Here is a 20,383-nt window from a genome sequence, read left to right as displayed (position 1 = left end):
CGAGCTGGCAATACTTGAAGCCATACCGCGTCCTCCTTGGCCATTTACGGTCGCTTCATTGTTGGCTCACTGCATGACTCATTCCTTGATCCCAGTCGACACAGACCCTTGCCAGTCACCCCAAACAACGCCGCGCTGGGCGATTCCGTTGCTGGCGCTACAGTTATTCGTCGTCACGTTCGCCGTGAATCTGCAAGCGCCGCTGGTGCCGCACTATGCCGCGGCAAGCGGGCACGGCGCGGGGGCGCAGGCGCTTGCCTTCGCGTGCTATGTCGGCGCGCTCGTGCCGACATTGCTGTTTCTCGCGGGATTGTCCGATCGTGTGGGGCACCGCGTGCCGTTGGCCATCGCGTTGCTGCTTGGTCTGGTAGGCACGGCGCTGACGCTGCACTGGCCGACACTCGTCGCACTTGGCGGCGCCAGGGCATGTTATGGATTGGCGACGGGACTCGTGGCGGGCAGCGGCACCGCGTACATGACCGAGCTATATGGCACGCGCGAAGACGCAGCCACGCGCGGGGCTGCGCTTGTCGCGGCGGCCACATCGCTGGGCTTTGGCACTGGCGCGCTCCTCACCGGCGTGTGCCTCGTGGCGGCACCGTCGACGCTGCCGCCCGTGAGTCTGTGGGCGTATCTGCCGTTCGCCTTTGTGGCGGCCGTTGCGGTGGCGGCGCTGCCCGCGCCGGTGCGTCATCGGAGCACATCGTGGTTGCGCTGGCCGGTGCTTGCGCCCGGCACCGTCCCGCTGGGCATGGCGATACTACTCGCGTGGGCTGCGGTGGGCGTCGTCATCGGCGTGGTGCCAGCGGCGCTGGCAGCGCGCGGGCACGAGGCGTGGGCGGGATTTGCCACGTTTTTCGTGATCTCGACGGGATTGTTGTTTCAACCGGCCGCGCGACGCATGGCACCCGTTCAGGCGGTGCGCGCCGGACTTTTGCTCGTGCCGCTCGGCTTCGTGGTGCTGACGTTCGGGGTCGGTTATGCGAACTTGCCCGTATTGCTGGCCGGTGCGGCGATCGCCAGTTCGGCGTGTTACGGCTTCACTTATCTGGGCGGGTTGGCGGCGGTCAATGCGGCGGTCGCGCCGGCCATGCGCGCACGTGCGGTGGCGGGGTACTTCCTGTTCGCGTATTTCGGCTTCTCGGTGCCGGCGGTCACGATTGGCTGGCTCGCGGACCACGTGGGCATGCTCGTCGCCTTGGCCCTGTTGGCTGCGGCGTTGATCGCGGGCAGCGCCGCGCTCGCGGTGACGCTACGCCGCCCGGCCGCTACGCTCACGCGTCTCGTTTGACGCGGGTGCCGCTTCCCGCGCTTCCCTCACCCCCCGTCGGGCTCACGTAAGCGCCGGTGCCGTGCAACTGGTCTTCGGCCAGTTCCAGGGCGCGCACCGCCCCGCGTCCCTTTCGGGCGAGCAGCATTTCCACGAGCGTCTCGACGACGGCGATCCCGGCGGTGATCGACGGAAAGAACGACGGACTCTCATGCGAGAACAGCACCGTCGCATCGGCGTCGAGGGCGAGCGGCGAGACCGTGGAGTCGGTGAGCGCGAGCACACGCGCCCCCGCCGAGCGTGCCGCTCGCGCGACGATCAGCGCTTCGTTCGAATACGGGGCGAAGCTGATGACGACCACCACATCGCGTGCCGAGAGCGCACGCAACTCCATCTCGAGCGTGCCGGCCTCGCCGCGAATCAGATGCACCGTCGGCCGGAACAGCCGATAGATGTATTGGAACGTGAACGCGATGGGAAAGCACGCCCGGAAGCCGGCGACATGCACGGTGCCGGCATTGGCAAGCAAATCGACGGCCGCTCCAAGCGACGCATTCGCACCCGCTTCGGTCAGGTCGAGGTTGTTGTGCTGCACGCGGAACATCTCGGGCACCATGCGGGCGGCATCGCCCTCACGGATGACCTGACGAGCGCGACTCGCATAGGGCTGCGGCCCCAGCCGGATCGATTCGAGAAACAGTTCGCGCAGGCCGTGCCAACCGTCGAAGCCGAGATGCTGCGCGAGTCGCACGAAGGTGGCCGGCTGCACGCCCGCCTCGGCGGCAATCGCACGCATGGAGCTGATCGGAACACGCTGCGGGTGGTCGAGCAAGAAACGCGCGCCCGCCTGAAATTGCGGGCTGAGCTGGGGATAGCGCGCGCGCAGCAAGGTGTTGAGTTGTTCGAGCGTCTGCGGCAACGCGGGAGCTTCAGGCATAGGGGATGGCAACACGGCGACGAGGGAATGTAACGATTGTTGCATGAAATGCCCCGACCACGCACGCGCTTTCCCCCGTGGGCCCGGCCGATGCGCAAGCGTCGGGCAAGTTCAGGCGATTGAGCAAAGTGTTGCGACAACAAAACGAGTGAAACATATGTTGCAAAAGCGACGCGATGCCCCTACACTGAGCCCCATCGTTCGCGTAAATGGGTGGCTGAGCGGTCATCGCGCGACGCGCCATCTTTCCGTCAGAGGTTCAGGCATGACTCATGTGTTTCACCGCAATCCGCGCCAAACCTTGCCCGTCGCGGTCGGCGGCCAGGGCATCGAGTTGATCGACAGCACGGGCCAGCGTTATCTCGACGCATGCGGCGGCGCGGCCGTCTCATGTCTGGGACACGGTCACCCGCGCGTGATCGAGGCGATGCAGCAGCAGGCGGCGCAACTGGCTTACGCGCATACCTCGTTCTTCACGACGGAAGTCGCCGAGCAATTGGCCGACACGCTGGCCGCGAGCGCGCCCGGCGATTTGAATCACGTGTATTTCGTCAGTGGCGGATCGGAGGGCGTGGAGGCGGCACTCAAGCTGGCGCGGCAGTACTTCGTCGAGATCGGCCAGCCGCAGCGTCAGTACTTCATTGCGCGCCGTCAGAGCTATCACGGCAACACCCTTGGTGCGCTGGCCATCGGCGGTAACGCGTGGCGACGCGAGCCGTTCCTGCCGCTGCTGGTGCCGGCGCACCACGTTTCGCCCTGCTTCGCGTATCGCGAACGGCTTGAGGGCGAGGGTGACGCTGCGTATGTCCAGCGTCTGGCCGACGAACTCGAAGCGAAAATCCTCGAACTCGGCGCCGATCGGGTGATCGCGTTTGTCGCGGAAACCGTGGTGGGCGCGACGGCGGGCGCGGTGCCGCCGGTGGGCGACTATTTCAAACGCATTCGCGCCGTGTGTGACAAGTACGGCGTGCTCCTGCTGCTCGACGAAGTGATGTCGGGCATGGGGCGCACGGGCTACCTGTTCGCGTGCGAGGAAGACGGCGTGGTGCCGGACATTCTCGTCATCGCCAAGGGACTGGGCGCTGGCTATCAGCCGATCGGAGCGATGCTGTGCACCGATAAAATCTTCAATGCCGTGGTCGGCGGCTCGGGCTTCTTCCAGCACGGTCACACGTATCTGGGGCACGCGATGGCCTGCGCGGCGGCGCTGGCCGTGCAGCGCACGATTGCCGAGGAGCATCTGCTGGAGAACGTGCAAGCGCGTGGCGAGCAACTGCGTGAGCGCCTGCGCGAAGTCTTCGCAGATCACCCTAACGTTGGCGATGTGCGTGGCCGGGGGCTGTTCGTCGGTGTCGAATTCGTCGCCGACCGTGCGACCAGGCAGACACTCCCGACGGCCGACAAGATGCACGCACGGCTCAAGGCGGCGGCCAAGGCGCGCGGTCTGCTGATCTATCCGATGGGGGGCACGGTCGATGGCGTGCATGGCGATCACGCGTTGATCGCACCGCCGTTCATCTGTCAGCCGGCGGACATCGACCGCATCGTGGAACGGTTGGCGTTGGCGGTGGCCGACGTCACCGGCGTGATGACGGGAGGCGCATGATGACCGGCACGACACGGACTTTCGCGCTGGCCGTCGCGCCCAACGGCGCCCGACGCACGCACGTCGATCATCGTGCGCTGCCCATGACGCCGGACGAACTCGGTGCATGCGCCAAGGCCTGTCTGGACGCGGGCGCGGCGATGATCCACCTGCACGTTCGCAAGGCCGATGGCACGCACAGCCTCGAAGTGTCCGACTACACGGCGGGGATCGATGCGGTGCAACGTGCCGTCGGCAACGAACTCGTACTGCAGGTGACGACCGAGGCAGTCGGCTGTTATACCCCCGAGCAACAAATCGCGACGGTGCGTGCCTTGCATCCCGAAGCGATTTCGGTGGCGTTGCGCGAAGTGCTGCCCGACGCCGCGCATGCGCCCGCCGCCGAAGCGTTCTTCGCCTGGCTCTGGCAAGCCCGGATCACGACGCAATACATCCTGTACGACACCCAGGATGTGGCGCACTACTGGCGCTTGCGAGCGAGCGGGGCGATCCGTCCGGGCCGTCATTGGGTCTTGTTCGTACTGGGCCGCTACAGCAAGGGGCAGTTGTCGTCGCCGTCGGACCTGCTGCCGTTTCTCGCGGCCTGGCAGACGGGGGCACAAGCGCTGGGCGAGGCGATCACGGCCACACCGTGGGCGATGTGCGCGTTCGGACCGCGCGAGGCGGAGTGCGCGCTGGCGGCCGTGTTGCATGGGGGTCACGCCCGGATCGGCTTCGAAAACAATCTCTACCTGCCGGATGGCAGCGTCTCGCCCGATAACGCGGCGTCGCTCGGCGCGTTGACGGCGGCCGCAGCCCCACTCGCGCTCGTGCCCATGACGGCCGACGCCCTTCGCGACCTGACCCGCTGAATGGCCGTTGCGGGCGCCGCCGCGGGTGCCCGGACCGCCTCAATTCAGAAATAAACCCAAATACAAGGTCTGACCGACGTTGCCCGACCGGGCCACTGTAATAGAATCGGCGTAACCTCAAACAGGCCCGCGTCGCCCCTCCCCCGGCACCGGGTATGCACAACGAACGGGAGCGCGGCGTGAAACACTGGTCGATCCGACATCGCATTCTGGCCAGTTTTGGCCTGATCATCGCCTTGATGGCGCTCATGGCCGGCATCGCCTTTACGCGGCTGATGACCATCCAGCAGGAGGCGATCAGCGTGGAGACCGACTCCACGCCCGGCCTGTACTACAGCACGATGCTGCGCGGCGCCTGGTTCGAGAGCTACCAGATGCTTCAGCAGGTCGTGTCCGTCGACGACAACGACAAGGCCCGAGCGAGCGATCTCGATGTGCTTCGCGCCGCCAATGGCAAGATCGACGACTGGATCAAGGAATACGGCACGACCATCAACCGCAGCATCGACCGCGTCCAGTACGACGAGGTGCGCAGCGTGCGCCAGCAGTATGGCAGCGTCAGCAATCAGGTGCTCAAGCTGGTTGCCGACGGTCAGATCGCCGCGGCGCGTTCGATGGTGTCGGAGCAGCTTTACCCGGAGTGGGGCCGCGGGCGCACGGCGATCCAGCATATGGTCGATACCAACAAGACCTTTGCTGACGAGTCGACTCGCAATATCAGCCAGTCTGTGACGGCGGCTCAGGCAACGCTGCTCATCACGCTGGTCGTGGCGCTCGCGTGCGCGTTGCTGTGCGGCTGGTTGCTGTTCCGCGCCATCAGTGTGCCGCTCGGGAGTGTCATGCAGATTCTGGAAGTGATGCGCTCGGGCGATCTGACGCAGCGTCTCGATCTGGACCGGCGCGACGAATTCGGCGCGCTGGAGGCGGGCTTCAACCGGATGACGGATGAACTCACGGGGCTGGTCGGACAGGCGCAGAAGTCGGCGTTGCAGGTAACGACGTCGGTGACCGAGATTGCCGCCACGTCGCGTGAGCAGCAAGCCACGGCCTCGGAGACGGCGGCGACGACGACGGAAATCGGCGCGACCTCGCGCGAGATCTTCGCTACGTCGCGCGATCTGGCCCGCACCATGACCGAGGTCGCGGGCGTGGCCGAACATGCGGCGTCGCTGGCGGGCACGGGGCACGTTGGCCTCACGCGCATGGAGGACGCGATGCGTCACGTCGTAGAGGCGGCGGGGTCGGTCAACGGCAAGCTCGGCATTCTCAACGAGAAGGCGGGCAACATCAATCAGGTCGTCACCACGATCACGAAGGTGGCCGACCAGACCAACCTGCTCTCGCTCAATGCGGCCATCGAGGCAGAAAAGGCGGGCGAGTACGGACGCGGCTTTGCCGTGGTGGCGACTGAGATCCGGCGGCTGGCCGATCAGACGGCGGTGGCCACTTACGACATCGAACAGATGATCAAGGAGATTCAATCGGCCGTGTCGGCCGGGGTGATGGGCATGGACAAGTTCACCGAGGAGGTGCGGCGCGGCATGGACGAGATGCGTCAGGTCGGCGATCAGCTCGCCCAGATCATCGCGCAGGTGCAAACGCTTTCGCCGCGCTTCCAGGTCGTCAACGAAGGCATGCAGGCGCAGGCGACCGGGGCCGAGCAGATCAATCAGGCGCTGGTGCAACTCTCCGAGGCGGCGCAGCAGACCGCCGAATCGCTGCAGCAATCGAGTCAGGCCATCGAAGAACTCAATCACGTCGCCAACGGACTCAAGAGCGGCGTCTCGCGCTTCAAGGTGCAGACGCTGCCGCCCGTGGGGCTGGCGTGAAGTAACGCGCCACTTCGTCATTCGCGGACCTCGCCATGTTGTTCCTGCGTTTCGCCATCGGGACCGATCACTACGTCATCGAAGCCAGTCAGGTGGCTGAGGTGCTGCCGTGGCTCGCGCTCAAGCACCTGCCTGCCGCGCCGGCGTGGGTGGCCGGGGCGTTCAGCTATCGTGGCGAGCCGGTGCCCGTTATCGACCTGACGCGGCTGGCCACGGGGGTGAGCGCGCCCGAGCGCCGATCCACGCGTCTGGTGCTCGTGCATTACCCGGCGCCCGGGCCCAATGCGCGCCGTCTCGGGGTGCGCGTCGAGCGCGCGACCGACACGTTGCGCGCCGACGCCTCGGCGTTCCAGGCGAGCGGTGTCGATCTGCCCGAAGGCCGTTACCTCGGCCCCGTGCTCGACACCGACGACGGCCTCGTGCAGTGGGTGCGAATCGATCAACTGCTGACCGACGAGGCGCGCGCGCTGCTCTTCGACGCCGCGCGCGACGCGTTGGCCGAGACACCGGAGGCGTCGTCATGAGCCGTGTCCACGACATCGAACGCCTGCTGCGCGAGACCATGGGGCTCGACGCGCAAACGCTCGGGGCACATGCCATCGAGCGTGCCGTGCGCGCGCGGCTTGCCGCGCTCCCACCCGAGATGCAAGACGCACCCGCCTATTCGCAATACTGGCAATGGCTGCAGCAATCGCCGCAGGAGCTTCAGGCGTTGATCGAAGCGGTCGTCGTGCCCGAGACATGGTTCTTCCGGCATCGCGAGGCGTTCACGGTGCTGGGGCAATTGGCGCGCGACGAACGGGCCACGCGACGCGGCACGGTGCGTGAAGGCCAGCCGCTGAGGCTGTTGAGCCTGCCGTGTGCCACGGGCGAGGAACCCTACTCGATGGCCATGGCGATGTTCGACGCGGGGTTCGGTGCCAGCGATTTCACCGTCGACGCGCTCGATATCAGTGAACGTGGACTTGCCCTCGCGCGTGAGGGGCGCTACGGTCGCAACTCGTTTCGCGGCCCGCCCGAATCGCTGTCGTTTCGCGAACGCTATTTCACGCCGGATGACGACGGCTATCGCGTCGTCGGGGCGCTGAGCACACAGGTGCGCTGGCACGCGGGCAATCTGTTCGATGCCACGCTGGTCGATCGGCTGGGCACGTTCGACTTCGTGTTCTTCCGCAACGTGCTGATCTACTTCGACCGCGAAGGGCAGCGCCGGGCGATCGCCGCGCTCGAACGCCTCATGCGCATGGGCGCGACACTCTTCGCCGGGCCGGCGGAAGGCGGCACATTGACCAGCAATGGCTTGACGTCGACCGGACACGTGCAGGCGTTCGCGTTTCGCGTCGCCGGGCCGGTGCGCGACGTGGTGCCACCACCCGCCGGCGTGTCGCGCATTGCGGGAACGCTCGAATCGTTCAACATGATGCCGCCGGTGAGTGCCGTCGACGCCGCGGCGCAGCGACGCGCCGAGGGTCGGTTCGTGGCCCATGTCGGTCTCACGGGCACGCCTGCCCCGCTGCAGGCGAGGCCGAACGTTGTGGCGAAGCCGCCCGCAGCGCCCCGCGCCGCTGCTGCGGCTGCGTCCGCTACCGCTGCTGCCGCTGCGTCCAATGCCGCTGCCGTCGATGCGCAACTCGAACAGGCGCGCGTGGCGGCCGACGCGGGCGATTTTGTGCGCGCCGTCGCATTGTGCCGCACCGTGCTTGCGACCGATCGCGCGAACGCGCAGGCCGAGTATCTGCTCGGCTTGGTCGAAGACGCGCGGGGCGATGCTCAGGGCGCACTCGTCCATTATCGTCGTGCGCTGTATCTCGACCCGGGACATTACGAAGCGCTTGTGCATTGCGCGGCACAACTCGACGCGCGTGGCGACGCCGCCGGCGCGCGTCGTCTGCTCGAACGCGCTGAACGTGCCGAACGCACGGATGCCACCCAACGCAAGGCGACAACGTCGAGTGCACCACCTGACAATGTGCCGCGTGACGGGACCCGACATCGATGACAAATCGCGACTTCGTGCATGAGGCCGATTCGGTGTCCGACGCACGCCACCCGAATTCCCCAGAGCCCTCGCACGCCGGTGCGTTGCACCGCCAGGCGGCCGAACTGCTCGATCGCCTGCCGGTCGTGCCGGTTGACCCGGCCCCGTGGCGCGCTGTGGCGGGTCGAGAGGCGGCAGCGCGCGGCACGCCGCTGTTGCTCTTCCGTCTGGGCGACGAATGGCTCGCGCTACCGGCGTCGGCCATCGAATCCGTGGCGCCGATGTGCGGCTGGCATTCGGTGCCCGGACACCGTCAACCCGCCTGCCTCGGATTGGTCAACCTGCGCGGCGCGCTCGTTCCGTGCGTGTCTTTGGAAGCCCTGCTCGGCGTGCAATCGGTCCCGCGCGCCGAGACGGCCCCGTCGAATGCGATGCGCGCGAGCGCGTCGCGCCTGCTGGCGCTGCGCCACGGTCACCACTTGAGCGCGTTTCCCGTGGCCGAGGTGCATGGCACGGTCACGCCCGCCCGCGAAGCGCTTGGCGCGGTGCCCTCGACGGCGTTCGGTGCGAGCGACGGCCTGGCGGTCGCCGTGTTGCCCTGGCGCGAGCACGTTGTCGGCGTGCTGGATCCGTTGCGTGTGGGTGCGGCATTCGACAGGAGCCTCGCATGAGCGACGACCTGCACGACGCCACGCTGCTTGATCTGTTCCGTATGGAAACGCAGACGCAGGCGCAAGTGCTCGGCGATGGATTGCTGGTGCTCGAGCGCGTGCCGACCGACGCGTCGCGGCTCGAAGCCTGCATGCGGGCCGCGCATTCGCTCAAGGGGGCGGCGCGTATCGTGGGCGTCGACGCCGGCGTGGCGCTCGCCCACGTGCTCGAAGATGCCTTCGTCGCGGCACAACGCGGCGCCCTTCTGCTCGACGCAACGCTCATCGACCGCCTGCTGCAGGGTGTCGATCTGCTGATGCGTCTGGCGCATCCGCCGGGCCGCGATCCGAACTGGGCGCAGGGCGCGGGCAAAGCGGAAATCGACGCCTTCGTCACGTCGTTCACCGGGCAGCTCGCCACGTTGACGAGTGAAGCGGTGCAGACGCCCGCCCATGCCGCCCCCGTGAGCGCCGCGACGCCCACGCCGTCGGCCGAACCCACGGCATTCGATTACGCCAGTTACGGCATGCCGACGTCGGCGACACCGCCCGCGCCCGACGCCATGACGATCGCCGCGCCCGTATCGCCGGCGTCGCCGGCCCCGCCCGGCCCGCCCGAGCCCTACGACGTGCGCGACAACTACGACACGACCAACGACAATGACGTCGCCGACCCCGCGTCGCGCGCGTTGCGTGTGTCGGCGGACAATCTGAACCGACTGCTGCGACTCTCCAGCGAAGGGTTGGTGGCGTCGCGCTGGACGCAGCCGTTCGCGCAGTCGTTGCAGCGGCTCAAGCGTCATCAGCATGAGGCGGGCGATGCATTGGACCGCGTGAGCTCGGCGCTTGCGCAAGTGGTGGATCGTTCCGATGAAGACCGTCAGGTGTTGCTCGCGGCGCTGGCCGATCTGCGACGCGCACTGAGCGTCGGCGGGCAGTTGTTGGCCGAGCAGATGCACGAGCTGGACGAGTTCGACCGTCGCTCGACGCAACTGTCGCAGCGGCTGTACGACGAAGCGCTCGCGTGCCGGATGCGTCCGCTCGACGACCGGCTGGGCGGATTTGCGCGCATGGTGCGCGACCTGGGCCGCTCGCTCGGCAAGCCAGCGCGGCTGGAGATTCGTGGCGCGCATACGCCGGTCGACCGCGACATTCTCGATCAGCTTGAAGCGCCACTCGGCCATTTGCTGCGCAATGCCGTCGACCACGGATTGGAGCGCCCGGCCGAGCGCGCGGCGGCGGGCAAGCCGGCCGAGGGCGTTATCACGCTCAGCGCGCGGCACAGCGCGGGGCTGTTGCTTGTGAGCGTAGCGGACGACGGTGCGGGCATCGATCTCGAGCGCGTGCGACGGGCGGTGGTCGCGCGCGGGCTGGCTGCGCCGGACACGGCACAGCGGCTCGACGACAGCGAGCTGCTCGAATTCCTGATGCTGCCCGGCTTCACGCTGCGCGATACGGTGACGGATGTCTCCGGACGCGGCGTTGGACTCGACGCGGTGCGGGCGATGGTGGCGACGGTGCGCGGCACCGTGCGCATCGAGCACACGCCGGGGCGCGGCACGAAAGTCATTCTGCAGTTGCCGCTCACGCTCTCCGTGGTGCGCAGCCTGCTCGTGGAGATCGCGGGCGAGCCGTATGCGTTGCCGCTCGCGAACCTGTCGCGCACGCTGGCGCTCCCGCAAGAGCACATCGCTGTGCTCGAGGGGCGTCCGCACTTCACGCTCGACGGCAAGCAGATCGGACTCGTGAGCGCGCAGCAAGTCCTGTGCGGCAGTGCGCCGGTCGCGGTGGCGGGGGATCAACCGGTGGTCGTGTTCGGCGACGGCGACGCGCGTTACGGGCTGGCCGTCGACAAGTTCCTGGGCGAGCGCATGCTCGTCGTGCAACCGCTCGACACCCGGCTCGGCAAGGTACCCAATATTGCCGCCGGGGCGCTCACGGAAGACGGCGCCCCGTTGCTCATCATCGACACGGCCGATCTGGTGCGCTCCATTGCCAAGGCGGTGGAGCTGGGGTCGCTCGAACGGGTGCCGGTGCGCGCCGCCCAGGCGAGCGGACGTGCCAGCAAGCGCGTGCTCGTCGTCGACGATTCGTTGACCGTGCGCGAACTCGAACGCAAACTGCTGGCCGCGCGCGGCTATGAGGTGCGCGTCGCCGTCGACGGTATGGAGGGTTGGAATGCCGTGCGCAGCGAGACGTTCGATATGGTGATTACCGACGTCGACATGCCGCGCATGGACGGCGTGGAACTGGTCACGCTCATCAAGCGCGACGCGCGTACGGCAGCGTTGCCGGTCATGATCGTGTCTTACAAGGATCGTGAGGAGGATCGACAGCGCGGACTCGATGCCGGCGCCGATTATTACCTCGCGAAAGGCAGCTTTCACGACGACGCGTTGTTGCGCGCCGTGGTGGACCTCATCGGGGAGCCGGGGTCATGAGGATTGGGATCGTCAACGATTCGAGCATCGCCGTCGAGGCGCTGCGTCGCACGCTCGCGCAACGACCGGGGTTCGACGTGGCATGGGTGGCGCACGATGGGGCACAGGCGGTGTCGATGTGCACGCCCACCCCGCCGGACCTCGTGCTGATGGATCTCGTCATGCCCGTGATGGACGGCGTGGCGGCCACGCGTGAGATCATGCGGCGCTCGCCCTGTCCGATTCTCATCGTGACGTCGGACGTGGGTCATCATGCGAGTCTCGTGTTCGACGCGATGGGCGCCGGCGCGCTGGATGCCGTCGACACGCCGGTGCTCGGCGGCACGGATCGGGCGCGGCCGGCATCGTCGCTGCTGGCGAAGATCGAGGCCATCGCGGCCCAGCAGGCCGACGCGCGTCTGCCGCAGCCGAGCGCCGCACCACCGCGCGCGCCTGCGAGGACCGACATGCTGGTCGCCATCGGGGCGTCCGCCGGCGGGCCCGCGGCACTCGCCGCGTTGCTGGGGCGATTGCCGGTGAACTTTGGCGCGGGCGTGGTCGTCGTACAGCACGTGGACGAAGCGTTTGCCCCGGGCATGGCGGACTGGCTCGATCAGCAAACGCCGCTCACCGTGCGTTTGGCGCGAGCGGGCGAGCGTCCGAGCGCCGGCGTGGTGCTGCTCGCCGGCGGCAATCGACATCTGCGCATGGACGCGAGTGGCCGATGCGCGTTTACCGACGACCCGACGGACGCGGTGTATCGTCCGTCCATCGACGTTTTCCTGCAAAGCGTGGCCGAGAACTGGCGCGCGCGCGCGGTGGGCGTGCTGCTCACGGGCATGGGCCGCGACGGCGCGGCCGGGCTCGGCGCCATGCGCGCGCAGGGCTTTATCACGATTGCGCAGGATCGCGAGACGAGTGCGGTGTATGGCATGCCCAAAGCGGCGGCAGAGGCCGGTGCGGCGTCGCAGATTCTGCCGCTGGCGAGCATTGCGCCGCAACTGGTGACGCTATTTGGAACGGTATGACAGGACGCAAAACATGACGATAACGCCACGCCCCCCCAAGCTGGTCGCGCAAGCGGCGGGCGCCGAAAGCAGCCTGAACGAATCATCGGCGATGGTGTTGCTCGTTGATGACCAGGCGATGGTCGGTGAAGCGATTCGCCGCGCGCTCGCGGGGGAGGCGAACATCGACTTCCACTATTGTTCGAGTCCGGACGATGCGCAACGCGTGGCCGAAACCACGCGTCCGACCGTCATCCTGCAAGATCTCGTGATGCCGGGAACCGACGGTTTGTCGCTGGTGCGGCAGTATCGTGCCAGTCCGCTCACGCGCGACATTCCGATCATCGTGCTCTCGACGAAGGAAGAGTCGACCATCAAGCGCGAAGCGTTCGCGGCGGGCGCCAACGACTATCTGGTCAAGCTGCCCGATCCCATCGAACTGATCGCGCGCATTCGCTATCACTCGCGCTCGTACATGAACCTGCTGCAGCGCGACGAGGCGTACCGCGCGCTGCGCGAGAGCCAGCAGCAGTTGCTGGAGACGAATCTCGAACTGCAGCGGCTTACGCATTCCGATGGCCTGACCGGGCTGGCAAATCGCCGCTATTTCGACGAGTACTTCAGCGCGGAATGGCGCCGCGCGCTGCGCGAGCAACGCGAACTGGCGTTGCTCATGATCGACGTCGACAATTTCAAGATCTATAACGATACGTATGGTCACATCGCAGGCGACGACGTCCTGCGCCGCGTCGCCACCACGATTGCCGATGCGGCGTCGCGTCCGGCCGATCTCGCCGCGCGCTTCGGCGGCGAGGAGTTCGTGATCGTGCTGCCGAACACGACGGCGAGTGGCGCGGCCCTGATCGCCGAGAAGGTGCGCGCGCAGATCGATGCGATGGCGATTCCGCACATCGGCTCGGCCAACGGCCAGCACGTCACCGTCAGTATCGGCGGCGCGTCGTTGGTGCCGCGCACCCACATGGCCTCGACCTCATTGATCGAATCGGCGGATCTGGCGCTCTACCGCGCCAAGCAACTGGGCAAGAATCGCGTGGAGATGCAGCCGGGCGCTTCCTGAGCCTGCTGAGGAGGGTACATGACCTTCGAGCTGTTCTATTGGCCGGGCCTGCAAGGGCGCGGGGAATTTGTCCGCCTCGCCTTCGAAGCCACCGGCACGCCGTACGTAGAGATCGTGCAGGGCGACGCGCCCGGGCAGGGCATGGACGGCCTGATGCGCACGATGGACGACCCGGTTTGCCAGGATCCGCCCTACGCACCGCCTTTCCTGCGCGTGGGCGACGAATTGATCGGGCAGACGGCAAACATTCTTGCGTATCTCGGTCCGCATCTCGGTCTGGTGGGCGAGTCACCGCGTGCGCGACGTTGGGTCAACCAGTTGCAGCTCACACTGGCCGATCTCGTGGTCGAGGTACACGACAGCCATCATCCCATCGCGAGCCGCTTGTACTACAGTCAGCAGCGCACGGAAGCGCGCAAGCGCACGGCAGACCTCATCGAGTACCGCCTGCCTAAATTCTTTGCGTACTTCGAGCGCGTGCTGGCGAACAATCCACACGCGGGCGGCTGGCTTTCCGAAGGGACGATGTCGTACGCCGATCTCTCGCTCTTCCAGGTGATTGCCGGGCTGGACTACGCGTTTCCGCGCGCGATGTCGGGATTTGCCAAGGCGTTCCCGCGCTGCCAGGCGGTACACGACGCGGTGGCGCGCGTGCCGCGCGTCGCGGCCTACCTGAAGTCGCCGCGCCGCATTCCGTTCAACACCACGGGCATCTTCCGTCACTACAAGGCACTGGACCGCACCTCGCCGTTCTGACGTGGCGGCTGGCCGGGTTCGACTGACGCCGGCAGCGTCGCGTCGCCGGCGTTCAACGGCCGCTGCATGAGCACGGTGTCGATCCACCGGCCGAATTTGAACCCGACGGATTTGAGCACGCCCGTCTGCGTGAAGCCGCATGCCTTGTGCAGCGCCAGCGAGGCCGCGTTGCCGCTGTCGCCGACGTTCGCGACCAATTGCCGCCACGGGCCGCCTTCGCAACGTGCGATGAGCGCGAGCAGCAGCGCGCGCCCGACGCCCTGGCCCGTCGAATCGGCCGCGATGTACACCGAGTCTTCGAGCGTGAAGCGATAGGCCGAGCGCGGCCGGTAGTGCGTGGCGTACGCGTAGCCGAGGACCTTGCCGTCGCGCTCTGCAACGAGGTACGGCAGTCCGGCGTCGAGACCCTTCGTGCAACGCGCGCGCATCTCGGCCTCGTCGGGCGGCACTTCCTCGAACGACGCCGTACCAGTGCGCACGTGATGAGCGTAGATGGCCGCGATGGCCGGCAGATCGCCGTCGCACACGGGGCGCACCGTGCACGCTCCACGCGCGGGTTCCGTGTCGACGCGTTGCGGCGCGTTGGGGAGGGAGGCGTGAGCGGAGGACGACGACATACGAACAGATCCGAGCGTTGAGTTTCACAACGAACCGGTGTCCCGGTCCGTGACAGTCAATAGTGTGCGCTTCGTCAATTCATAATAAAAGCTTGCGTTGATTATGCAGTGCATAAGCATCGCTTTGAGATACTCACACGCCGCGCAGGCTGTCCTTGCTGGCGGCCGGTGACGCACTGTCGGCGTGCCGGGCGGCGTCGCCACCCGTGGCTTCCGGCGCCGCGTTCATGACATCGAGCCGCTGCCGCACGAAGCCAATGTGTTCGCGCAGCACATAGAACTGGTCGGCGTACGCGAGCGGGATCTTCAGCCGATTGACGGCGGCTTCGATGGCGTCGAGCCGATGGCGCAGGCTTCGGTATTCGGTGTGGGCGTCGTCGGCCAGCGCTTCGCGTTCGAGCGCGATGAGCGCGCCGTACCAGCGGTACAACCGCGATTTCACGCGCCAGCTGTACAGCGACGGCACCAGCCGGAATGCCGGAATCAGCACGACGAGGATCGGCACGAGCAACACGACGATGCGATCGGCGAGACTCGCGACCCAGAACGGCAAATGCCGGTACAGAAACCCCTTGCCGGACTTGTAGTAGCGTGCGGCATCGTCGGAGATCGGGAATTCGTGGACCTGAGCCGATGGGAATTCCCCGGCGCGTTGCAGCAGGTTGGCCTTGCCGTGCACCTCGCGCGCGGCTTCGATCAACAGATCGGAGAGTGCCGGATGCAGGCTGTCGCGCGCGACGAGTTCGACCGTCGGGCTGATGACGTGTACCGGTTGTGCCGGCAGGTTGCGACCGAGGTCGAAAACGCCGCGCGGCAATGTGAGTTGATTCAGATACGTGAAACGGCGCGTGTACGCATCGGCCTGCGCGAAGTCCATCAGCCGCACACCGGGCGTGCGGATCAGCTTGCCCAATGTCGGGCCGGTGGCGGTGTCGCCGGTGAGCATGGCGGCGTCGACGCGTCCGTCGATCAAGGCCTGCGCGGCATCCTGTCCGTCGTATGCCGTGAGCCGGGTCGCACCGCCCGGCTCGATGCCGTTCGCCTTGAGCAGCGCGAGCGACAGTGCGCGTGCGCCACTGCCTTCGCGACCGATGGCGATGCGCTTGCCTGTCAGGTCAGACAGCTTCGTGACGCGCGCCCCGCGATAGAACACGGAAATCGGCGCATAGAACACGCTGCCGAGCGAGACCAGGCCATCGACGTCGAGGCCTTGCGACACGCCCCCCTGCACCAGGCCCAGGTCGACGTTTTGCGATGCGTCGGCGAGCCGCTCCACGTTCTGGCGCGAGCCCTCGGACGTGAGAACGACGAGTGTGATGCCGTCGCGCGCGAGGATCGTCTTGTAGCGTTGTGCGGCATTCCAGAAGGAGCTGCCTTCAGGGCCGGCGCTGATTGTCACGGTGCGCGGCGGCGCCGGTCGTACGAGCCATACGGCGAGCCAAATGGCCGCCATCGACAGGAGGATGACCGGGCCGAAGGATACGGCGAGGTCGCGCCAGGAAATGGCGACGAAGCGGGCGCGGATTCGCCGGTGGGCGGGTGAGTTCGAATCGGTCGTCATCGAAAGCAGGCAGGCTTGACCCGCATATCCAACACCCGGCCGATCATACGCCATCTATGCTGACTGATCGGGCCGGGTGTCTTCGTCAACGATGCGCGAGGCTCTGCGCAAGTTGCTTCCAGAGGTGATCGGCGGCGGGCGACAGACGCCGGCCCACGCGCGTCATCATCTGGCTGGAGAAGCCGGTCGCGATCGGATGATCGATGGGCACGGCGACCAGCTCGCCAAGCTCGATGCCGCGTCGCGCGGTGATCGCCGACATGAAGGCCACGCCAAGGCCCGCCGCCGCTAGCGTCTGCGCGGTGTTGAACAGATCGACGCGGTAGGCGGGCGTCACGTTCAGGCGCGCGGTGTCGAGCACCGAGTGCACGAATTGCTGCACGCCGTGGGCCTCGGTCATGAAGATGAGCCGTTCGTGCGCCAATTCCGAGGGCGGCACACTCGCCATGGTTGCGAAACGATGGGTGGGGGCGACCACGGCGCACAGGGCCTTTGCGGCGAACGGATGAATGCGCATGGCCGGATCGTCGGCGGAGCGCGCGCATAGTCCGATATCCACGACGTCGTCGCGCACGAGCGAGAGCACGGCGGGCGTCGGGCCGGAGCGTATTTCGACGAGGATATCCGGGTAGCTCATCGAAAAGCGCTGCAACGCCTGTGCGATCAGGCGTCCGATGAACCCTTCCCCGACACCGATCGCCACGCGCCCTCGCTTCAGATGCCGGTATTCCTCCAGCCGCGCCGACAGGTCACGCTGACGCCGTTGGCCGTCGCGGTAGTAGTCGATGAGCACCTGACCGATCTCGGTGACGCTCACATTGCGCCCGCGCCGTTCGATCAGCGGAAAGCGCAGACGCCGCTCGAGCGCCGCGATCTGCCGGCTGACCACGGACGGATTCACGCCGAGCGACTCGGCGGCCATGCGCACGCCGCCCGTCGCGGCAATTTCGGCAAGATATTTGAGCGCACGCTCGCCGATGTCGTCGATCCACGCCTCGTAGGTCATTCGCTTCTCAGTGTTGTGTTCGTGGGAATGCGTCGGTCTGACCCGACGCCGGCCGGGGGCGGTCCAGATCGCGTCGACGGCCCCAGAAAAATCTCGTCAAACCATTGAATAAAAACAATTTTCTGTCGATGGCGTCGCCATCTTGCTACTTTGCCAGGGCGACCAATTGTTGACTTGAAAGCAACATTTTGACGTGGTTTGCGTCATGGGTGGGAATTTTCGTCGGTGCAATACTCCGCGTTATTCAACAAGAGAGAGGAGCCCCCGATGAGCGAGACTCGCTACTGCGAAGTGAGCGATTTGCTGGAGGCGCGCGCGCCGCTGGCCGAAATGCGTCACCACATCCATCAACACCCTGAACTGTCCTACGAGGAAGTCGACACGTCGCGCTACGTGGCGCAAAAGCTCGAAGGCTGGGGGTATCAGGTCACGCGTCATGTCGGCGGTCACGGCGTGGTGGCCTCGCTCACTGCGGGCACGAGCGGTCGCACCGTCGGCGTGCGCGCCGACATGGACGCGCTGCCGATTCACGAGCAGACCGGACTGGCGTATGCCAGCGTGCACGACGGCAAGATGCACGCCTGCGGCCACGACGGTCACACGACCGTGCTGCTCGGCGCCGCGCAGCAACTTGCGAAGACACGCAATTTCGACGGCACTGTTCACCTGATTTTCCAGCCGGCGGAAGAAGCCGGTTCGAACAGCGGTGCCGAACAGATGATCGCCGACGGCTTGTTCGAACGCTTCCCGTGCGAGGCGATCTTCGGTCTGCACAATCACCCGGGCGTACCCACGGGCACGTTCGGCTTCCGCGCCGGCCCGCTGATGGCCGCGTGCGACACCGTCAAGATTCGTATCCACGGCCGTGGCGGTCATGCGGCGCGACCGCATCTGGCGATCGATCCGGTGATGATCGGCAGCAGCCTGGTGATGGCGCTGCAAACCGTGGTCGCGCGCAACGTCGACCCGACCGAAGCCGCCGTCGTGACGGTCGGCACGTTCCATGCCGGCTTTGCGCCGAACGTGATTCCCGAGGAGGCCGTGCTGGAGCTGAGCGTGCGCTCGTTTTCGGCGGACGTGCGTGCCACGCTGGAGGCGCGCATTCGCGCGCTGGTGACCTCGCATACCGAGGGCTATGGCGCGAGCGCCGACATCGACTATATCCGTGGCTACCCGGTGCTCGTGAATACCGAGGCGGAGACAGCGTTCGCCTGCGGCGTGGCCGAAGAGCTGGTGGGCGCCGAGCACGTCATCTCGCCGTTCCCGCCGATCGCGGGCAGCGAAGACTTCGCGTACTACCTGCAGAAGGTGCCGGGCTGCTTCATTCGCCTGGGGAACGGCGAGGGCAAGCCGATGCTGCACAACGCCAAGTACGATTTCAACGACGACAACCTGACCATCGGCGCGGCCTTCTGGACCCGTCTGGTCGAACGCTTTCTTGCCAAGGAGCGCGCATGAGCATCGCCACTTCCACATTGACGCTTGACGGCGCACAGCCGTCGCCGATGACCGCTGCGCAACAACGCAAGATCGTGTTTGCCGCCGTCATCGGCAACCTGCTGGAGTTCTTCGACTTCACGGTCTACAGTTATTTCGCGCTGACCATCGGCAAGCAGTTCTTCCCGGCCCACGATCCTGTCACGTCGTCGCTGCTGGCGTTCGCCGTGTTCGCGGTGGGCTTTGTGATGCGCCCGCTCGGCGGTTTCGTGCTGGGCCGCTACGCGGACCGTGCCGGCCGCAAGCCGGCGCTCACGTTGACCATCGGCTTGATGGCACTCGGTTCGGCGGCCATCGGCCTCGCGCCCACGTATGCGCAGATCGGTCTGGCCGCGCCGTTGCTGATCGTCGCGGCGCGCCTGCTGCAAGGCTTCGCCCAAGGCGGTGAATTCGGTGCGGCGACCGCCACCTTGCTGGAAATGGGCGGTGCGAAGCGCCGCGGCTTTCGCGCGAGCTGGCAGTTGGCGAGCCAGGGCGCGGCCGCGCTGCTCGGCTCGGGCCTGGCCGCGAGTTTGGGCTTCCTGCTCTCGGACGACATCATGCACAGCTGGGGCTGGCGGATTCCGTTCCTGCTCGGTACGCTGATTGCTCCGGTCGGAATCTACCTGCGTCGTCACATTCAGGAAGAACCGCCGAAGGCGAAGACGATCGCCGGTCGCGACGACCCCAAGCGCGGCGTGTACGTGCGCAACTGGTTCCTCACGATCTTCTCGATCATGGGGATGTCGGTGTCGACGTACGTGATGATGTATTACATGCCGACGTACTGCATTCAGTACCTGGGCCTGCCGCCGAAAATGTCGATGTTGACCGGCGTGGCGGCCAGCACGATCTCGCTGGTGATGTGTCCGATCTATGGCGCGTTGTCGGACAAGATGGGGCGACGCAAGCCGCTCACGATCATCGGCCGCGTGGCGCTCGTCGTGCTGCTGTATCCGGCATTCTGGATCATGACGCACTTCCCCTCGCTGCCGGTCGTCCTGGCGGCGCTGATTGTCCTCATGCTCTGCTACACGATGGGGTCGGCCCCCGCTTACGCGCTGATGCCGGAGAACTTCCCGAAACATCTGCGCGCGGGCTACATGTCGAGCGCGTATGCCATCGCGGTGTCGGTGTTCGGCGGTACGGCGCAGCTTGTGGCCGGCTGGTTGATTCGTGCGACGGGTAACAAGATGGCGCCGGCCTGGTACATGATTGTCTGCGTGATCATCTCGCTCATCGCCGTGTCGATGTTTGAAGAGACCGGCAACAAGGTGCTCGACGAGTAAGCGTCTGAGGTCGGTAGCCCAGCGCGAACGCAGTGCCAATCCGTTTCGCCAC

The 20,383-nt window shown here is 66.5% G+C and carries 17 protein-coding genes; 13 read left to right on the top strand and 4 right to left on the bottom strand.

The features are described from left to right. Positions 1-73 precede the first annotated feature (73 nt). On the top strand, positions 74-1,291 hold the full coding sequence (locus PanNE5_RS06330; protein WP_261939431.1) for an MFS transporter: 1,218 nt from the start codon (positions 74-76) through the stop codon (positions 1,289-1,291). Here PanNE5_RS06330 and PanNE5_RS06325 read toward each other — a convergent pair. Next, positions 1,275-2,207, bottom strand: a complete 933-nt coding sequence (locus PanNE5_RS06325; protein ID WP_051060163.1) for a MurR/RpiR family transcriptional regulator — start codon at positions 2,205-2,207, stop codon at positions 1,275-1,277. The two genes, PanNE5_RS06330 and PanNE5_RS06325, sit on opposite strands and share 17 nt — an antisense overlap. Before the next feature lie 265 nt (positions 2,208-2,472). Here PanNE5_RS06325 and PanNE5_RS06320 point away from each other — a divergent pair, with 265 nt between their 5' ends. From PanNE5_RS06320 to PanNE5_RS06275, 10 genes are all read left to right on the top strand, one after another. Next, positions 2,473-3,813 carry an aspartate aminotransferase family protein gene (locus PanNE5_RS06320; protein ID WP_261939430.1) on the top strand — a complete coding sequence of 447 codons (1,341 nt, stop codon included), beginning with the start codon at positions 2,473-2,475 and terminating at the stop codon, positions 3,811-3,813. Next, a complete protein-coding gene (locus tag PanNE5_RS06315; RefSeq protein WP_017233684.1) occupies positions 3,813-4,664 on the top strand; it encodes a 3-keto-5-aminohexanoate cleavage protein in 852 nt (283 codons plus the stop codon). The genes PanNE5_RS06320 and PanNE5_RS06315 overlap by 1 nt, the downstream gene beginning before the upstream one ends. Before the next feature lie 155 nt (positions 4,665-4,819). Continuing rightward, positions 4,820-6,493 (top strand): methyl-accepting chemotaxis protein, encoded by a 1,674-nt coding sequence (locus tag PanNE5_RS06310; RefSeq protein ID WP_315973466.1) that lies wholly within the window; start codon positions 4,820-4,822, stop codon positions 6,491-6,493. 35 nt (positions 6,494-6,528) lie between these two features. Then, positions 6,529-7,017, top strand: coding sequence for a chemotaxis protein CheW (locus PanNE5_RS06305; RefSeq protein ID WP_017233682.1), 489 nt, complete (start codon positions 6,529-6,531; stop codon positions 7,015-7,017). Then, positions 7,014-8,492 carry a CheR family methyltransferase gene (locus tag PanNE5_RS06300; RefSeq protein ID WP_261939429.1) on the top strand — a complete coding sequence of 493 codons (1,479 nt, stop codon included), beginning with the start codon at positions 7,014-7,016 and terminating at the stop codon, positions 8,490-8,492. Before PanNE5_RS06305 ends, PanNE5_RS06300 begins: the two co-directional genes overlap by 4 nt. Next, the gene (locus PanNE5_RS06295) at positions 8,489-9,142 is read left to right on the top strand and encodes a chemotaxis protein CheW (protein ID WP_261939428.1); all 654 of its coding nucleotides are present in this window, start codon (positions 8,489-8,491) and stop codon (positions 9,140-9,142) included. The genes PanNE5_RS06300 and PanNE5_RS06295 overlap by 4 nt, the downstream gene beginning before the upstream one ends. Continuing rightward, positions 9,139-11,562, top strand: coding sequence for a hybrid sensor histidine kinase/response regulator (locus PanNE5_RS06290; RefSeq protein WP_261939427.1), 2,424 nt, complete (start codon positions 9,139-9,141; stop codon positions 11,560-11,562). The genes PanNE5_RS06295 and PanNE5_RS06290 overlap by 4 nt, the downstream gene beginning before the upstream one ends. Continuing rightward, complete coding sequence (cheB, locus tag PanNE5_RS06285) at positions 11,559-12,569, top strand: chemotaxis-specific protein-glutamate methyltransferase CheB (protein WP_261939426.1); 1,011 nt, start codon at positions 11,559-11,561, stop codon at positions 12,567-12,569. Before PanNE5_RS06290 ends, cheB begins: the two co-directional genes overlap by 4 nt. A 91-nt stretch (positions 12,570-12,660) precedes the next feature. Continuing rightward, on the top strand, positions 12,661-13,626 hold the full coding sequence (locus PanNE5_RS06280) for a diguanylate cyclase (protein ID WP_261939812.1): 966 nt from the start codon (positions 12,661-12,663) through the stop codon (positions 13,624-13,626). A gap of 18 nt (positions 13,627-13,644) precedes the next feature. Then, positions 13,645-14,382 (top strand): glutathione S-transferase, encoded by a 738-nt coding sequence (locus tag PanNE5_RS06275; RefSeq protein WP_017235672.1) that lies wholly within the window; start codon positions 13,645-13,647, stop codon positions 14,380-14,382. Here the strand turns inward: PanNE5_RS06275 and PanNE5_RS06270 are convergent. The 3 genes from PanNE5_RS06270 to PanNE5_RS06260 form a co-directional block, all read right to left on the bottom strand. Then, complete coding sequence (locus PanNE5_RS06270) at positions 14,349-14,999, bottom strand: GNAT family N-acetyltransferase (protein WP_261939425.1); 651 nt, start codon at positions 14,997-14,999, stop codon at positions 14,349-14,351. The genes PanNE5_RS06275 and PanNE5_RS06270 overlap by 34 nt on opposite strands. Before the next feature lie 133 nt (positions 15,000-15,132). Next, positions 15,133-16,560 (bottom strand): TAXI family TRAP transporter solute-binding subunit, encoded by a 1,428-nt coding sequence (locus tag PanNE5_RS06265; protein ID WP_150561989.1) that lies wholly within the window; start codon positions 16,558-16,560, stop codon positions 15,133-15,135. Positions 16,561-16,645: 85 nt separating this feature from the next. Next, on the bottom strand, positions 16,646-17,566 hold the full coding sequence (locus tag PanNE5_RS06260) for a LysR family transcriptional regulator (RefSeq protein ID WP_017235675.1): 921 nt from the start codon (positions 17,564-17,566) through the stop codon (positions 16,646-16,648). A gap of 267 nt (positions 17,567-17,833) precedes the next feature. Between PanNE5_RS06260 and PanNE5_RS06255 the strand changes: the two genes are divergently transcribed. After that, complete coding sequence (locus tag PanNE5_RS06255) at positions 17,834-19,024, top strand: M20 aminoacylase family protein (RefSeq protein ID WP_150561990.1); 1,191 nt, start codon at positions 17,834-17,836, stop codon at positions 19,022-19,024. Further along, on the top strand, positions 19,021-20,331 hold the full coding sequence (locus tag PanNE5_RS06250; protein WP_017235677.1) for an MFS transporter: 1,311 nt from the start codon (positions 19,021-19,023) through the stop codon (positions 20,329-20,331). Before PanNE5_RS06255 ends, PanNE5_RS06250 begins: the two co-directional genes overlap by 4 nt. The last annotated feature ends 52 nt before the right edge of the window (positions 20,332-20,383 follow it).

Origin of the sequence: Pandoraea sp. NE5, from assembly GCF_024363545.1 — a bacterium.
GTDB lineage: Bacteria > Pseudomonadota > Gammaproteobacteria > Burkholderiales > Burkholderiaceae > Pandoraea > Pandoraea cepalis.
Note: the sequence above shows the minus strand (reverse complement) of the source record. Positions and strands in the feature narration are given on the sequence as shown.

Coding starts and splice junctions, on each gene's coding strand:
- PanNE5_RS06330 (WP_261939431.1), top strand. CDS start 74: ATGACTCATTCCTTGATCCCAGTCGACACAGACCCTTGCCAGTCACCC.
- PanNE5_RS06325 (WP_051060163.1), bottom strand. CDS start 2,207: ATGCCTGAAGCTCCCGCGTTGCCGCAGACGCTCGAACAACTCAACACC.
- PanNE5_RS06320 (WP_261939430.1), top strand. CDS start 2,473: ATGACTCATGTGTTTCACCGCAATCCGCGCCAAACCTTGCCCGTCGCG.
- PanNE5_RS06315 (WP_017233684.1), top strand. CDS start 3,813: ATGACCGGCACGACACGGACTTTCGCGCTGGCCGTCGCGCCCAACGGC.
- PanNE5_RS06310 (WP_315973466.1), top strand. CDS start 4,820: ATGCACAACGAACGGGAGCGCGGCGTGAAACACTGGTCGATCCGACAT.
- PanNE5_RS06305 (WP_017233682.1), top strand. CDS start 6,529: ATGTTGTTCCTGCGTTTCGCCATCGGGACCGATCACTACGTCATCGAA.
- PanNE5_RS06300 (WP_261939429.1), top strand. CDS start 7,014: ATGAGCCGTGTCCACGACATCGAACGCCTGCTGCGCGAGACCATGGGG.
- PanNE5_RS06295 (WP_261939428.1), top strand. CDS start 8,489: ATGACAAATCGCGACTTCGTGCATGAGGCCGATTCGGTGTCCGACGCA.
- PanNE5_RS06290 (WP_261939427.1), top strand. CDS start 9,139: ATGAGCGACGACCTGCACGACGCCACGCTGCTTGATCTGTTCCGTATG.
- cheB (WP_261939426.1), top strand. CDS start 11,559: ATGAGGATTGGGATCGTCAACGATTCGAGCATCGCCGTCGAGGCGCTG.
- PanNE5_RS06280 (WP_261939812.1), top strand. CDS start 12,661: ATGGTGTTGCTCGTTGATGACCAGGCGATGGTCGGTGAAGCGATTCGC.
- PanNE5_RS06275 (WP_017235672.1), top strand. CDS start 13,645: ATGACCTTCGAGCTGTTCTATTGGCCGGGCCTGCAAGGGCGCGGGGAA.
- PanNE5_RS06270 (WP_261939425.1), bottom strand. CDS start 14,999: ATGTCGTCGTCCTCCGCTCACGCCTCCCTCCCCAACGCGCCGCAACGC.
- PanNE5_RS06265 (WP_150561989.1), bottom strand. CDS start 16,560: ATGACGACCGATTCGAACTCACCCGCCCACCGGCGAATCCGCGCCCGC.
- PanNE5_RS06260 (WP_017235675.1), bottom strand. CDS start 17,566: ATGACCTACGAGGCGTGGATCGACGACATCGGCGAGCGTGCGCTCAAA.
- PanNE5_RS06255 (WP_150561990.1), top strand. CDS start 17,834: ATGAGCGAGACTCGCTACTGCGAAGTGAGCGATTTGCTGGAGGCGCGC.
- PanNE5_RS06250 (WP_017235677.1), top strand. CDS start 19,021: ATGAGCATCGCCACTTCCACATTGACGCTTGACGGCGCACAGCCGTCG.